This window comes from Psychrobacter sp. SWN149, from assembly GCF_015864565.1.
Classification (GTDB): Bacteria; Pseudomonadota; Gammaproteobacteria; order Pseudomonadales; family Moraxellaceae; genus Psychrobacter.
The window spans coordinates 55989-72187 of record NZ_JADYWX010000004.1; the positions used below are offsets into that span (position 1 = coordinate 55989).

At 41.5% G+C, this 16199-nt stretch carries 14 protein-coding genes; 5 read left to right on the top strand and 9 right to left on the bottom strand.

Going from position 1 to position 16199, the window contains the following annotated elements; translation table 11 throughout:
- Positions 1-32 precede the first annotated feature (32 nt).
- The 3 genes from I6E86_RS07645 (at position 33) to hrpA (ending at position 6196) form a co-directional block, all read left to right on the top strand.
- A complete protein-coding gene (locus I6E86_RS07645) occupies positions 33-1052 on the top strand; it encodes an alpha/beta fold hydrolase (protein ID WP_197176695.1) in 1020 nt (339 codons plus the stop codon).
- A 72-nt stretch (positions 1053-1124) separates the two neighbouring features.
- Complete coding sequence (locus tag I6E86_RS07650) at positions 1125-1715, top strand: DUF1543 domain-containing protein (RefSeq protein WP_197176696.1); 591 nt, start codon at positions 1125-1127, stop codon at positions 1713-1715.
- Positions 1716-1921: 206 nt separating this feature from the next.
- A complete protein-coding gene (gene hrpA / locus I6E86_RS07655) occupies positions 1922-6196 on the top strand; it encodes an ATP-dependent RNA helicase HrpA (protein ID WP_227680594.1) in 4275 nt (1424 codons plus the stop codon).
- Positions 6197-6266: 70 nt separating this feature from the next.
- On the opposite strand, the gene I6E86_RS07660 is transcribed toward hrpA, so the two are convergent.
- From I6E86_RS07660 to I6E86_RS07670, 3 genes are all read right to left on the bottom strand, one after another.
- Complete coding sequence (locus tag I6E86_RS07660) at positions 6267-6596, bottom strand: hypothetical protein (protein WP_194364326.1); 330 nt, start codon at positions 6594-6596, stop codon at positions 6267-6269.
- A 254-nt stretch (positions 6597-6850) separates the two neighbouring features.
- Positions 6851-7639: a DUF2071 domain-containing protein gene (locus tag I6E86_RS07665; protein ID WP_320158527.1), complete on the bottom strand. Its 789-nt coding sequence runs from the start codon at positions 7637-7639 to the stop codon at positions 6851-6853.
- A gap of 85 nt (positions 7640-7724) precedes the next feature.
- The gene (locus tag I6E86_RS07670; protein ID WP_197176697.1) at positions 7725-8579 is read right to left on the bottom strand and encodes an AraC family transcriptional regulator; all 855 of its coding nucleotides are present in this window, start codon (positions 8577-8579) and stop codon (positions 7725-7727) included.
- Between the two features lie 166 nt (positions 8580-8745).
- On the opposite strand from I6E86_RS07670, the gene I6E86_RS07675 reads away from it, so the two are divergent.
- The gene (locus I6E86_RS07675; protein WP_197176699.1) at positions 8746-9159 is read left to right on the top strand and encodes an organic hydroperoxide resistance protein; all 414 of its coding nucleotides are present in this window, start codon (positions 8746-8748) and stop codon (positions 9157-9159) included.
- 140 nt (positions 9160-9299) lie between these two features.
- Here I6E86_RS07675 and I6E86_RS07680 read toward each other — a convergent pair whose 3' ends face one another.
- Together I6E86_RS07680 and I6E86_RS07685 are read right to left on the bottom strand one after the other, a co-directional pair.
- Positions 9300-10064: a hypothetical protein gene (locus I6E86_RS07680; RefSeq protein ID WP_197176700.1), complete on the bottom strand. Its 765-nt coding sequence runs from the start codon at positions 10062-10064 to the stop codon at positions 9300-9302.
- Between the two features lie 302 nt (positions 10065-10366).
- Entirely contained in the window at positions 10367-11275 is a 909-nt protein-coding gene (locus tag I6E86_RS07685) for a DMT family transporter (RefSeq protein ID WP_197176702.1), read from the bottom strand.
- 319 nt (positions 11276-11594) lie between these two features.
- Here I6E86_RS07685 and I6E86_RS07690 point away from each other — a divergent pair, with 319 nt between their 5' ends.
- Entirely contained in the window at positions 11595-12278 is a 684-nt protein-coding gene (locus I6E86_RS07690; protein ID WP_194364332.1) for a DUF421 domain-containing protein, read from the top strand.
- Positions 12279-12435: 157 nt separating this feature from the next.
- Here I6E86_RS07690 and creD read toward each other — a convergent pair whose 3' ends face one another.
- The 4 genes from creD to pnuC form a co-directional block, all read right to left on the bottom strand.
- Entirely contained in the window at positions 12436-14049 is a 1614-nt protein-coding gene (gene creD / locus I6E86_RS07695) for a cell envelope integrity protein CreD (protein ID WP_197176703.1), read from the bottom strand.
- A gap of 160 nt (positions 14050-14209) precedes the next feature.
- Entirely contained in the window at positions 14210-14734 is a 525-nt protein-coding gene (locus tag I6E86_RS07700) for a TIGR00645 family protein (protein WP_194364334.1), read from the bottom strand.
- A gap of 74 nt (positions 14735-14808) precedes the next feature.
- Positions 14809-15429: an AAA family ATPase gene (locus I6E86_RS07705; RefSeq protein ID WP_197176704.1), complete on the bottom strand. Its 621-nt coding sequence runs from the start codon at positions 15427-15429 to the stop codon at positions 14809-14811.
- Positions 15380-16090 carry a nicotinamide riboside transporter PnuC gene (pnuC, locus tag I6E86_RS07710; RefSeq protein WP_197176705.1) on the bottom strand — a complete coding sequence of 237 codons (711 nt, stop codon included), beginning with the start codon at positions 16088-16090 and terminating at the stop codon, positions 15380-15382. The genes I6E86_RS07705 and pnuC overlap by 50 nt, the downstream gene beginning before the upstream one ends.
- Positions 16091-16199: the final 109 nt, after the last annotated feature.

Here is a 16199-nt window from a genome sequence, read left to right on the forward strand (position 1 = left end):
CTAACGTCATATCATTAAATGGATTTGATCGCATGACACCGTATTTATTAAAAATAGCCATTTTTTTTATTTTGGGCATTATCGGCGTACTGGCTGTGCTGATAGCGCGATACTGGGAACCTGATCGTACGGTGTCTGAGCTAAAAAAATGGCAATTGCCCAACAGCGAATTTATAGACATACAAGGTATGCAGGCACATGTGGTGCAGGCAGGTAAATGTCATTCGAATCATAGCAATGTGCCAATCGAAAAGGCGATTGATACTAATACATCATCAGTTGACACAATCGTTTTGTTGCATGGTACGTCGGCAAGCTTGCATACATGGGAGGGCTGGACCAAGGCGCTGTCTGATCAATACTGCGTCGTGAGCATGGATTTACCAGGATTTGGTTTGACAGGCCCTTATACAGACCAGAGCACAGCATATAGCAGCGAAAATTATGCGGCGTTTGTCATTGAAGTGCTCAATCATTTGAACTTAGATCGTGTCACGCTAGCGGGTAATTCACTAGGGGGTAAGATTGCTTGGCGTATGGCAGCGTTGTACCCTGAGCGTGTAGGACGGCTCATATTGGTGGATGCAGTTGGCTATCCTTCAACGCCAAAACATGTCCCTATTGGCTTTAAACTTGCTAGGTATCCGGTATTGGCACCGATTTTGCACCGTATTTTGCCTAGAGATGTCGTTGAGAAAAGCGTCTTAAGTGTGTATGCAGATGATAGTAAAGTTGATGAGGCTTTGGTTGATAGATATTATGAATTGACACTGCGCCAAGGTAACCGGCAAGCTTTAAGTCGCCGTTTAAATGAGACTGATGATGAGAGCGACCAAGCGCAAATAAAGCAGCTAGATCTACCGACTTTGATCTTATGGGGCGCAAAAGATGATCTTATTCCTGTAGAGAACGCAGCGTTATTTCATAGAGACATACCCAACAGCCAACTTAAGATATTTGAAGATTTGGGACATGTGCCACACGAAGAAGATCCTGTGGCGACGGTTAATGTTGTGCATCAGTTTTTGCTGGATAACCCGATGAGTGATTGAAGAATAGGCTGAAAAAGTGCTTTGATAAATTAACAATGGTGGTCACTAAAGTCATTTTGAAGGGAATATTTTATGCTAACACTGTATATGGTTCAGCTTGGGGGTCGTCCCAAGGGTCGTTTGATTGAGCAGCACGATATGTTTTTTGGTGTGGCCAATCAGGTCAGTGAGCTGGTGAATGATATCAATCATCATTGGCCAGAAGTAAAAAATAAGTGGCACATTGATTCTTATCGGGCGATTACTAAAGTGGGTAGTCATGCTATCAAGTTAATTGAATCCACACATCAGGGTAATAGTGAAAGTGCTCTAAAGTTATTCTTTATCAATTTAGGCGGCTACCAGCAGGGCAGTTTTGAAGAGTTTCACTATAAGCTACTTATCGTTGCTCCTAATCAAGCGGATGCCATCAAACAAGCCAAACAAAGTGAATTTTATAAGCAGTTTACTTTTAAAGATGAAGCATCGCCTTTTGACGCAGCTTCTCATATCGATGACAAGTTCGAAGTAGATATCGATGACATATATAACGTGAATGACCTTGTCTCAAATGTTCAGTTAGTTATTGAGCCTATCAGTGATACAGGCGAGTTGAATGCTCTCGAAGACAAAGAGTACGTGGGCTATCTAAGCATTAAGAATCTGAAAAAATTGGCTTTATAATAGGTTTGTCTAAAGTTTATAAAAGTAGATTTATATATACCTGATTAAATGAAATCAATGGATATATTTGATTCAGGTGTATTTTATAGTATGTGACAGTTCGAACAACATGAGTATGGGAGCAATCAGCACTCGACCAACTTGAATCACATCCAAATTACCCCCATAATCTAACCACTTCTACATAATAAATAGCCTAAGTAAATATGTCCAATAATTCTGAGAATGAACCAAAAATGCCTAGTGAAAGCAGCGTTGAAGAAACAAATAAGACAACAAATTCAGATGACAGCCATTCGAATAATAAGTCTAGCGATGATAAAACTCCTGTTCAGACCAGCATTGCCTCTGATTTACCGGTACTTGCCAAAGACAGCTACTACTTAAGCCGTCTTGAGCGAGAGCTGGCACGTGCCGCTGTGTCCAAAAACAAAAAATCTGACCATGATGCTAAACAGAAAAACAATCAAGACGATGTGCTTGCTAAAAAACGTGCTCAATACGATAAAATAAAAACACGCTCTCAAGAAGCAGTGCAAGCACGTATAGATAGCATTCCAAGTGACTTACCTGCCAAATTAAACCTTGATCTGCCGGTCAGTCAGCGCGCTGATGACTTAATTCAAGCCATTATCGATAACCAAGTCATTATCGTTGCTGGTGAGACCGGTTCTGGTAAAACGACGCAGTTACCAAAACTTGCGATGTTGGCAGGACGTGGTATCACTGGGCAGATAGGGCACACACAGCCAAGACGACTAGCCGCTCGCAGCGTGGCAAACCGTATCGCAGAAGAGCTAGGCGAGCCATTAGGTAATACGGTTAGCTTTAAGATTCGCTTTAATGAGCAAGGAACAGCACAATCTGTTGTAAAGCTCATGACGGATGGTATCTTACTCGCTGAGCTTGGTCATGATCGGTTTTTGAGTAAGTACGATACGATTATTATCGATGAGGCGCATGAGCGTAGTTTAAACATCGATTTTATTATGGGTTATCTCAAAAAGATGTTGCCCAAACGTCCTGATCTCAAAGTCATTATTACTTCAGCGACCCTCGATACCAAGCGCTTTAGTGAGTACTTCAGCCGTTATGACAATAAGCTCAAACGGCAAGTTCCTGCACCTATTTTTAATGTTGAAGGGCGTAGCTTTCCGGTAGAGGTGCGCTATCGTCCGCTAACAGATGAGCCAGTGAATAGCTCAGACGATGACAGCTATGATGATTTTGAAGAGAATCTACCACGTGCAGTGGTTGCTGCGGTCGAGGAGTGTTTTAGCGACGCGCAAAATAAAGGTCATGCAGATCAAGCTGATATCCTAATATTTGCCGCAACCGAAGCAGAGATTCGTGAAACGCAAGAAGTGCTTGAGCGTCATGGCCCTCGCCATACCGAAGTGTTGCCATTGTTTGCACGTCAGACTTATGAAGAGCAGCAGCGTATATTTCAGCCATCGGGTCGGGGTCGACGTATTGTTATCGCGACCAACGTTGCTGAGACCGCATTGACCGTACCGGGTATTCGCTATGTGATTGACTTGGGTTTTGCACGGATTTCGCGTTACTCATATCGCTCACGCGTACAGAGATTACCTATTGAAGCGATTTCGCAAGCCGCTGCCAATCAGCGTAAAGGTCGCTGTGGCCGTGTTGCTCCAGGTGTTTGTATTCGACTGTATTCTGAGGAGGACTTTAGTGGTCGTCCTGAATTTACTGAGCCTGAGATTTTACGTACCAACTTAGCGTCAGTCATACTACAAATGGCCAATCTACGTTTAGGTAGCGTGGATGACTTTGAATTCATCGAGCCACCTGATAGCCGATTGGTTACTGATGGTCACAAACTGCTCGATGAGCTAGGGGCGATTACTTCTAAAAAAGACGCCACTGCTCAAGATAAAACCAATAAACCAAAAGCAAGAAAAGGGTTAGACCACTTAAGTCTCACCCGTATTGGTCAACAGATGGCACGAATGCCAATCGATCCAAGGCTGGCACGTATGCTAGTGGCTGGTTCTGATTTTGATTGTATTCGTGAGATGCTGATCGTTGTGGCCGCGCTTGCCGTGCAAGACCCTCGTGAGCGCCCTGCCAATAAGCGCACGCAAGCAGATCAAAAGCATGCAATCTTCCGTCAAGATGATTCTGACTTTTTGTTCTATTTGAGTCTATGGAAAGCGCTGTTTGAAAAGGATGAAGACGGTAATAAATTGTCTGGCAATCAGCGTAAGCAGTTTGCTAAGAAAAACTATCTGAGCTTCCCGCGTGTGCGAGAGTGGCATCAGACGCATCGTCAATTGGTACAGATGGTTACTGAGCTGAAGTTAACTGACGCCAATGAATCAAAAGTATCTGATCAGCGTGCCCCCAACAATGACCCAACTGCGATCGAAGACGAAGAGCTAAAAGCTGTCAAATATGCCAATTTGCATAGAGCGTTATTGACAGGTTTATTGTCTATCATTGCGCATAAGACTGAAAGCCGCGGTGAGTATTTGGCTGCGCGTCAGCAAAAAGCCAAGATATTTCCCGCCAGTACAGTGTTTAAACAGATACCATCTTGGGTCATGGCATTTGAGATGGTGGAGACTTCACAAGTCTTTATGCGTACCGTTGCCAAAATCGAACCAGAATGGATTATTTCAGCGGCAGGCGATTTACTAAAGTATCATTACTTTGAGCCGCATTGGTCTAAGAAAACAGGACGAGTCAAAGCTTACGCGCAGATTAGTCTGTTTGGATTAATCATTATCAGTAAGCAGCTGACCAATTATGAGCAAGTAAACTTAGTTGAATCACGAGAGATATTTATCCGTGATGGCTTAGTGACTGGCAATTTTGGTCGCAACGCACCATTTCTGCAACATAACATGGATAAGGTTGCTCATGTTGAGCGCATCGAAGACAAGCTGCGTCGCCGCGATTTGTTGGTTGATGAGGAGACGCTCTATCAGTTCTATGATAAAAAAATTCCTGAGCATGTCGCTAGTCGTAAAGCGTTTGAGGATTGGCGTGCAGAAGTGGAGAAGCATGATACCAAGCATCTATTCTTTACTGATGATGATGTGCTTAATAGCCAAGCACCCACCACAGGCGATTTTCCAGAAGTGTGGAAGCTGGGTGATCTAAAACTGCCGCTTCGTTATATCTTTGATCCAGCCAGCGACGATGATGGCGTGACCATACGCGTACCACTTGCGGCATTACCGCAGCTTGACGCGATTGAGCTGTTATGGGGTGTGCCAGGCTGGCGCTATGAGCTGGTACTTCAGCTGCTCAAGTCATTGCCAAAAGAGATACGTCGTCAAATCGTACCTATACCGGACACCGCTGATAGTTTGTTTGATGAGTTGCAACCTGCTGGCGGACAAGGATTACTGAAACAGCTGTGCCAAGCGCTCAATCGTCGCGGTATTATGTCAGTGACGGTAGAGAACTTTAGCCCCTCTACAATTGACCGTTATTTGCAGCCACAAATCTGTGTGGTTGATGATAAAAACCGTATTATCGAAAAGGGTCGGGACCTACAAACCCTACAGATTCGTCATGCATCTGAGACTAGCCAAGCGGTTACTGAGCAGCAAGGTGTACATACCGAGTTCCCTGAGCATTTTGCTTTTAGCAAAAATCATCATAGCGCAGGTGTCGTCATGAAGCAGTTTGCGGCGCTCGTCGCTGATGAGGCAGGCACAGCAGTATCGATTCATCAATATACGGACGTCAATGCAGCGCTTCAAGCACATCGCATTGGGGTGTTGAGCTTAATTAAAAGCAAACTTGGCGCGAAGAAAAAGCAGCTTACTGGTCAAGTTGATAGTATATTTAAGCTGGCATTTGCGCCACTTGGCGACATGGATAAACTCAAAACAATCGTCATTGATGCTGCACTAGATGCCGCTCTTGAAGAGCATTATGTTTTATTTGATCATACTGAGGATTTGCCTGAGAGCGCCGACGATATCGCAGTTGGATTGAGCGAGGAGTTACCATTTACGCCTGAAGAGTATGCCCAGACGCTCGAAGTCGTACTAAATAACTTATTATTAACAGGTCAGAGCGTCATAAAAACACTTAAAAATGTTTATACTCGCTGGCAGCGTATTCGCCAAGGGTTATTGATGCTAGATCGTGAGATATTCGGTGAGTCTATCGATGATGTCGAAGATCAGTTAGAAGACCTACATTTGGCAGATTTCGTCTATCGAATGGATTATAGCCATTGGCAACAGTATCCGCGTTATCTTGAAGCGCTGCAGATTCGACTAGAGCGTCTTGAACACAACCTTGATGCCGACTTAGATGGTGTCTATGCGCTGGATGTTCACATGGAGCGACTTGGCAATCGTGCTAGTGATAAGACCATTAGTGAATATCGCTGGATGGTTGAGGAGTATCGCATTCAACTGTTTGCCCAACCGATGAAAACTCGTATGGCAGTATCACCAAAGCGTCTTAGCAAAATGTGGGATAAGATGGGTTAGGGTAGGCGGTGTTCCAAATAAAAAGGCCAGATTAGCAATCGCTAATCTGGCTTTTTTATTTGTATAATATTTAATGACTGATTTTTTCTGTCAACACACCCATACTATAGAGCACAAACGTAATCACAGTAATTGCCACGATAAATGGGGTTAATGCCCAAATCACGATATTTATTAATAATGAAGGCACGAGTCCATCAAACAGCTCAATATCTGGAGTAAAAAATTCAGTCATCACATCGACAGAGCGCTTGGCAATGGGAAATAGTAACGTACTGAGAGCCAATATATAGACATATTTGTTAAAACCTGGGTCACTCATGACAACTATAAAGTAAAACCCTAAGAAAAAAGCAACGCCTAGCGCCCAGCATTTTAGAGTGTAACTTAAACGAATCATGTTATCTCCTCCCCAATCTATGCAAATATCATCTACTGAAAACAGCTCGAATACATTCATTTTTTTAAATATATAATATATGTTATATTACGGATGTATAGTAAAAGTCAACTGTTTTTTGCTTGAACAACAAATTTCTTTTGGCTAAAAAATGAGAAAGTGTAGAGACCTCTTGAGTAGGCATTGGCCTTGAAACCTAGTTATCAATGGGAGTTTCGATACTCAGATGAATTCTTGTAGCCAAAAGATAGTAGTCAATCAATAATCTGTGGTGGTAAATAAATGGTAAATTTATTCAATGGCTCTATGAGTACGCTGTAAGGCTGGTTTTGCTCTGAAGGAGTCACAATACCTAAGGTTGATAAGAGCTTGAAGTTGGCAGAGATAAGGGAAGCGGGTCTGACATTGAGTCTTTTATGCCAAACTCGATAAGTCCCAAGCTTACCATCACGACGATGGTAAAATCCTGCCAATGGATGGGTCAAGTAAACAAGAGCAGACTCAGTATCAGGAAAACCTGTAAATGCAAAAACATCCTCTACCTTTTGTTCAAGAGACACTTCGGCAGTAGCCCATTCTGAATCAGCAGTGACCGAGTATTTTGTATATCTACCAGTCTCATTATCAAAGTGACAATCGAAAGTCATATCAGCACTATGCCATGGCAGATTCCATAAATATCTAGGTATTGCCAATGTCCAAGAATCTAGGGTCGTACCTAAAAACCATACACAGCGTTCGCCTGTCTCTATATCTATGATGTAGATACGATAATTGGTCTGCCCCATCGTGAAGGTTGGAAAAGGAAAAACGGCAGAGGTAAAATCAACGTCAATAAATGGGACAACAGAAATCAAGCCTTTTTCTATACCATCTATTATTACTGTATCAAGCTTGAACCGATCAGGAAATATACCCTCAAATCTCTCTGCTGGCACCGCGTAAGTGATAATAGAAAAATGCTTGAGACCACATAAAACGTCTAATCCGGTTGGTTTAGGCCTATCATGTAGATAATCTTCAAAATGTCGTAATTCTTGCACGATATTTCCTTATATAGTTATGATGGTGGATACTCAAGAAACTTATGATTTGTATTCGCTATAGATATAAATAATGAGATGGCTATCACATTAACTCACTACTTGGACTCACACCAAATAATCGCTTATATTCGCGGCTAAATTGACTAGGACTTTCGTAACCAACCTGCATGGCTATTTGTGATATTTGCGCGCCGTGTATCTTAATCAAACGTCTCGCCTCCATTAATCGCAAGCTTTTTTGATACTGCAACGGACTCAACTGCGTTATTTCTTTAAAGTGCTGGTGAAACCCTGAGATGCTCATGCCACATCTACTAGCTAAGCTTTCAACCATAATAGGTTCATCCAAATGCGCCTTTATCCAGTCAGTCGCTTGGGCGACGCGGTGTGTATGGCTACCATCGACAACCAACTGCCTGAGTTTACCTCCTTGCTCCGCTGAGAGTAGGCGATAATATATTTCTTGCTGAATCAACGAAGATAAAAAACCAATGTTATTTGGATAATCAAGCAAGCCTATGAGCCGCTCAAACGCGTCCATTATTGTATCGTCTAGCTGCCACTTTATTCCTAAATGTCTACTTGCCATGGATTGATTGGAAGGTATCTTTGCCAAGACGTCTCTAATCATGGCTAAGTTTAGTTTCATCGATAAAACGATGACAGGATTTTTGATTGAGGCGTGTTTGATGTGCATGCTCAGGGGAATATTGACGGGGCAGAACATCAGATTGCTATTATCAAATCTTTGACAGTCAGCTCCTAAGTAAATCTCTCGCTCACCTTGAAGTACAATACAAATACTTGGCTCTTGGATGTAACTGACGGCTTTGCTTGGTCTGTCTGCACAGTAAAAAAACAAACCTGCAACAGCAGACTCGATGGTTTTATTTCTAGGCAATACGGTAAGAAGGTGCTCAATGGTTACTGGGTTCATGATGATGACTTGTTTTATATAATTGCCTGATACTATAAAATTTTGTAGGATTAGGCAAGAGTTATAGAGGTCTGTTCTAACGCATAAATGCAAAGGGTTCTATAATGATTTCATCGCAACAGCGTAAGCAAGACCTCTAATAATATGAAACAAGGAATCATTAATCATGAAAATATTTTATAAAACCCGCGCGACAGCCACTGGTGGACGTTCTGGTCATACTGGATTAGACGATGGTTCATTAGAGTTTGATTTGGTATCTTTTCAAGAGCAAGACAAAGAAGGTGTTAATCCAGAACAGCTTTTTGCTATGGGTTACGCGGCTTGTTTTGATAGTGCTTTGAGCATGACTGCACAGCACATGAAATTGCCTGTCACCTCTTCAAAAACCTCTGCGCAAGTAGGTATTGGTATGAAAGCTGATGGCAGCTATAACTTAGAGGTAGAATTGTCTGTAGAAGTATCAGGTATTGATGAAGCACAGGCGCAGCAGTTAATCGAAGCCACGCATCAGGTGTGCCCGTATTCTAATGCTACTCGCGGCAATGTAGAGACCCGCTTGGAAGTTACCGTTATTTAAGTTATTGCTCGACTGAAAAGAATATCCTTCTCCAATTTATCTGTCTAAATACCAAACAAAAAAATCCAGTGTTAGATGTTTGAAGCAAACGTCTGACACTGGATCCATGCACCTCTGATATTTATTAGGTGAACTGCTGATTAACTCTCTAGTTGATCAATAATACTTTGATATTTATCTTTTTTGCCAACCAGTTTACTACGCTCTTTTTCTGCATTGGCGTCTGATTTTTTAGAATCTTCTGCTTTTTTATCGAAAGTTTCCAGTTCTGCATTGACACCATCAAGCAGTTTATTCAATAACATAGCAACGGCTTTTTCAGATACCCCGTATGTCATGCCAGACGCTTCAGACTTAAGGTCGTCTTTTAACTTAGCCGCCCATTGATAGACATTGGCTACGGCCGCGCTGTATTTATCTTCTTTATCCGACTTATCGCTATCCGATTTGTCATCCTCTGACTTTTTGTCATCAGATTTATCGCCTTTATCAGATATAAAATCATCTTTTAGCTTAGCTGCCCACTGATATATATTGGCTATCGTCACACTCTTATCTTCTTTATCCGACTTATCGCTATCCGATTTATCATCCTCTGACTTTTTGTCATCAGATTTATCGTCTTTGTCAGACTTATCTTCTTTATCTGACTTATCTTCTTTATCTGACTTATCTTCTTTATCTGACTTATCTTCTTTATCCGACTTACTGTCTTTGTCAGATTCATCAGACTTGAAATCTTTATCAAATATATCATCTTTATTAGACTTGTCGTCTTTGGCGTCGTGATCATCTTCAGAAATCAAGTCATCACCTTTTAAGACTTCTACAGAGGTCACAGCACTATTCTTAGGAGCTTCTACTGACTCATTTTCTACATTATTATTAGGAGAGTTGTTTGACATGGTTTTTATCCTTTTTAGTATTATTTATTGAAATAGATTAATACTCGATATTAAGCCAGTAAACGCTTCTATTCAGTAGATTAATGTAAATGTATGATGTAAATTTTTGCGCTTTCCCTCTCTATATTTACTGAATTAGCTGCCATAAGTAACAAGGGTAGCGCATAAAGTTTTTTCTATAACCATGACAGACTGATTAGAAGCTATTGAAGTAAAAAAATATCGAAAAATGCTGTAGCCAAACGTTTGACTTTCACTAATGATGAGTCGCTATATACTATCTTGATTTGTATTCTTATAGACTACTTTTTATTTAAGGTAAACACCAAGACCGCGCCCAAAATGACTGTGCTTGCAACTATAAATGGCATAGTTAACTGCTCAGATAAAAATATCACACCTAGCAACGCAGCAATCACAGGGACACATAGCTGAACGATAGCGGCTTGTGTATTCTTTAATAAAGGCATTGCTGTATACCAGATACTGTAGCCCAACCCTGAGGCGATCGCTCCTGATGCACAGGCGAGTAGTACCCCTTCAGTCGTAATACTTTGTAAATTGATATTTTTCAAGCCCATATCGTCCAAATACGTCATACCTACCAGTAATAGTATAGGCACAGCGACTAAGCTACGCACAAAATTAAACCCTGTCGCTCGTAGCGGTGAGATACATGATTTGCCGCGTATACTATATACTCCCCATGCTACGCCACTCATAGCCATTAACGCTGCTGCCAATGGTGATGGTATGGCAGCCGATGGCAACATCAGATATACAAATCCTGCTACTGCAACGACAAACGCCAACCATTGTAGCGCGCTTAATTGCTCTTTTTTATAGATACCCCAGCCAATCATCGTCAGCTGAACCGCTGAAAACAAAATCAATGCCCCAGTGCCAGTATCGAGCTCTACATACGCAATTGAAAAGCACAGCGCATAAATCACCAAGCTGAGACTACTCAACCAACTGCCTTTGTCGTTTAATATTGCGTCAACGGAAGGTCTGCCAGCAGTGAGTGATTGGCGCCGCAGTCTGTATGAGTGAATGGCCATGATAAAGATCAAACAGGCAGTCGCACTGAGCAGACGAATGATCGTAAAGCTCCAAGCATCGATATAGCCTTCTGCTAATGCCATTCGGCAAAACAGAGAGTTTGCGGCAAAGGCAATTAACGCAATAATGGTATAAATAGTGGCTTTCAAAAGTAATTCCTACAATGAATAAATGGCACAAAACAGGCAAGCATAGGATGTCAATTTTAGGTTTCTAGATACGTTGTTATAGCGATCGCCTATTTTTTAGCGAAAATAATAGATTGATAACTTATCAATCTAATTCATAGCTGTCTCACAAGACAGGATATTTTGTCGTACTTGTGGCAAAAAGTCTCTTTTAAATCAGAATAACGATAGTTGTATTGACGATAAGGTCTAAATATAGGGATGATGTGCGTCGTATCAAACGAACTATTTGAACACCATTCATTAAACACAATAAATCAGATAAATAGGAAACGATAGTATGGATTGGGCAAGTATTTTTATTCATGACACAACTTGGTTGTTTGCCGTTGAAATCTTAATACGTGTCACTGTCATGTTTGTATTGATTATCACATTTTTGCGATTCACTGGTAAGCGCGGTGTCCGTCAGCTCTCTATTTTTGAGCTGACCATTATTTTATCGCTAGGCTCTATCGCAGGTGATCCCATGTTCACCGAAGACCTGCCCATCATTCAAGCGGTATTAATCATGGGTACCGTCATTTTGCTCTATAGGTTATGTACTTGGGCGATGATGAAATTTCAGCCTTTTGAAGACCTGTTAGAAGGCAAGTCACTTTATATTGTAGAAGATGGCATGCTAGTACTTGATAAAATCAAGAAAGGGGAGATGTCACACGATGAGTTTTTTGCTGAAATGCGTCAGCAGGGCGTTGAGCATTTAGGGCAAGTTCGTGTTGGTTTGCTCGAGACAGATGGCAACTTTAGTATTTTATTGCACACCTCTGAAAAGACAGACTACGGTATGCCGCTTTTCCCTAAGCAATATCGACCTGTCGAGCAAGTAGAGTCAGGTGTCTATTATGCTTGTATGTATTGCGGTTACGTTGATGAAATCTCTGACCCCAATCAGTGTTGCCCGAGATGCGCGGATAATTGCAATAATTGGGCTAAAGCGTTAAACAATGAGATAGTCAAATAATATAAGCACTTGGCTGCCTTAGCTCAGTTGATAAGCTAAGGCGGCCAAGTGCTTTTTTTAAATTATCAGATAAACATCTCTCATTTATTGACAGTTTGTCTGACTGGTTTCATAAATAATATGGGTTAAGTGGCTTGCATAATTTATATGACTTTATTTAGGTAACTTTATACCAGTCAAGTTTGCGAGTCATCACCATCACGCAGGCAAGTATTACAAAGCAGAATATTGCACCCAGTAATAGATTGAGATCTTCTGTACTTAAAATCCCAAAAAATGCAGCATATAGTCCAGCAAGTGTCGCGGTAAAGATTAAAGCCCGTTTGAAACCGCCAAATACATAGTAGCTATACCAGCCAATAAGCCCGACACAAGCACTGGCTGCTACCATATAGGCTTGCCAAAATGCGATTTGTTCTGCAAGTGGTAGTAATAAGACATAAAAGACAAATAGTGCGCAGCCGACGAGCAGATACTGAATAGGATGGATGCGACTTGATTTGAGCACTTCAAATAAAAAGAAAGTGCCAAACGATACCAACATTAATAACAAGGCGTACTTCATGGTTCGTTCAGTTTGTAGATAGACATCGTTAGGGCTCGCAAAACTAACGCCAAAGCTGTTCAGCAGAACACTTTGATTGCTGCCAGCCACTGTCGCGCTGTCTGCCGTCTGACCTCTCGATGACTCAAAATCGGTATTGAGCATTGATTCACTCATGATAGTACAGTGATGGTTAGGTGCGCTGATGCACTGAGAGAGGTATTGGTTATTGGCGACGGTCAAATACTGATTTTGCCAACTGGCATCAAATCCTTCAGCGGTAATGCTCTTGGTATTTGGTAATGCTTTACCGATGAAATTTGGTGTCTGCCAATCACTGTGCATTGACAGAGTAAAGTTCTGCCCAGTTGGTACAGTCGTTAAATCGCTAATGCCAGCTAAAGGCAAGTCGATCACAATATTGAGTGCTTGATTGCCTTTAGGGTTAGGTAACTGGCTACTTACCCCTGATTTATCTAAATTTGTATCCTTTGAGCCTGTGGTCACAAGAGGTTCTTTATTCTGCTGGCTAGTAGGATTGATCAATTGACTCAATACGTCTTTAGGAATATCTACTTCAACATAGGTTAAGTTTTCTATCATTGGTATCTGCGGATAGTTTGCTTTAATCGATTTTTGATTGATTGTGACGGTAGGTAGGGTAGCGACACCGCGTAAATCAGATACAGGAATAATAAGTTTTGCTTTATTCCAGTGGGTAATGGTTTTGGCCAGTTGCGTGTTATCTGCATTAGGAGAGGTACTGACTGAATCTGCATCATTGTCAATTGTAGTGCCAATCTGATCTAAATTTTCTAAAGTCTCTGCAAACGTATAACTCTGATCGAATGTCAGCTGACCATCATAGCTAGTCGCGCTATAGATACCGCGTTTATAAGTGTCTGTGTTTACTTTTAGGTCTTGTACAGCTTGCGTCTGAGAGGCAAAAATCGTCTCAATCTTCGAGTATGACGGTTCACATTTGCGCTTTATGTTTGGTGTATCAGATGCATCTGACTGGCAGGCTGGTGTGACTGTTGTAGGAATGGCGATAAATGGGGTGATAACTTCTTGTGGATTGACATGCTGCTGGGTGATTTCTTTTATTACTGACGCTGCGTAGTTTTGCCTCTCATATATGATAGAGCCAATCATATTGAGTCCAATCGAAAAGATAATACATAGTCCTACAATGATGGTTAACTTAGTCAATAATGTTTTTTGCATGTTGTCGCCTCCTAAGTGTCTCTAATCCATAGCTGCCGAGATAGCAGACTATGGCTTTAAAAGACATCATAGAGAGGGCGTGAATAGAAAATGTGCAGGAAATATGAAAAAACTGTGAAAGCATGAGTATTAATATTTTTGGATAAGTATTTTTTGAGTATTAATGCTTTTTTGTATCGCCAACGACTTTATCCATGATAGCGAATAACAATCCAGACAACACAAAGGTCATGTGAATAATAACCTTCCACATGAGCTTGTCAGCATCGAGCTCACTCATTCCACTGGAGATATCCATAAAGGACTTTAGCAGGTCAATCGCTGAGATAGCGACGATCGCTCCGATGACTTTGAGCTTTAGGCCAGAAAAGTCTACCTTGCCCATCCAGCTAGGTCGATCATCATGGGTGCCAGTATCGATTTTTGAGACAAAAATCTCATAGCCACTGAATATAATGATAAGCAATAAACTGGCAACCAGAGAGATATCAACCAATACCAATATGTCTACAATCACACTGGCCTCTGAGGCCGTGAGAATGTCAGCAAACATATACCATAGTTTTTGGACAAACTTAATAAATAATAAAATAATGCCTAATACTAACCCTAGATAAAAAGGCGCCAGTATCCAGCGGCTATTAAATATGGTTTTTTCTAAGTAAAGCTCAAGCTTCTTTAGCATGGGTATCTCTTAATTTTTAAAGACACGAAAGTCTTAAAGACAAAAAAAATTTAAAGACATAAATATGAGTAAGTTTATAGATATAGCCACTTTAGCCCTGATGTGGCTATATCAGCGAGCTGCGCTACTACTTGCTTAACGCGTTCTTTTCTATCGCCACCAATACGCTGAAATGGTTTTTGATGCTTGCTTAATTGACTGGCAAAATAAGCACTTATCTCATCACGTTGGTGCGGACTGTCTCGAAGGTCATCAGCCACCCAAGGTGTATCAACATCAGTCAATAGTATCAAATCATAGTGATGGGCCAACGCTGCTTGCTCAAGGGCACTAGGACAATCGCCATAATACCAATAGGAATAGACCATCAGTTCAAACAGACTGGTATCGCAAAACAAATAATGACTGGCATCAGACGTCTGAGCGACCTGTTTGGCTAGGGTATTTTCTAGTGTAATTTGCCCCTGTGCGATAGGGAGCAGATCCTCCCATGTACAAGTCAGGCGCTCGTCATCCCACTTTGCTTGTAAGTAGGTGCGCATATATTCTGACACCCAAGAACTCTTAAAATGAGCTGCCAAATCACGGCATAATGTTGTCTTACCCGTACTTTCTGCACCTAAGACCGCGACGTTGATGACAGATTTAGGCGTATGCTGCTCGAGGTTGTATACGGTAGCGTCGTTGCCATTCATAGTATGCCCAGATTGCGATAAGAGTGAAGACTACATATTGTAGCGCGGTAAAAGTAAAACCTTTATAAAAGTATAGCGGTACCGATATCGCATCAGCGATAATCCAGAGTATCCAATGCTCGATTTTACGCCGTGCCATGAGCCACATTGCCATCAAAAATAAAGCGGTAGTGAGCATGTCAGTATAATCGACCCAAGTAAATAAATGGAGTCCAAGTACCGCACCGTCGAGGCTAAAGCCATTATTAATCATTGGACGGAAATAATAAACCAATCCTACAAAAGCTACCGTTCCTGCTGCCAAAGCAGAGAGGATAGGGATGTCGTTTGCATGTAAATGCTCAATACGGACGTTATTGGTATCTGATTGCCCATGCTCAACAGACTGGTTTTTCTTATTCTTTGACCAGTTAATCCAGCCATACAAGCTCATCACGGTATAGTAAGCATTGATAAACATATCGCCAAACAGCTGCCACTTCCATAGTAGATACACAAATATAGCAGTGCTGACCAGTCCGATAGGGAAGACTAGAATATTGGTTTTGCTGGCGAGTAAGACACTGGTCACACCGAAGACAACAGCAATCAATTCAAGGACGATGAATATCGTAGAGTAGTCAGCATATTGACCAAATAACCAGTTGAGAAGTTCTGCCATTAGCATTCCTAAGTATGAGCGTGTATCAATGTTCTGAATAATTAAGATAGTTCGACGAATAATACAGAATAAAATGATGCCAATTATAACGTAGCTACCGAAAAATGCG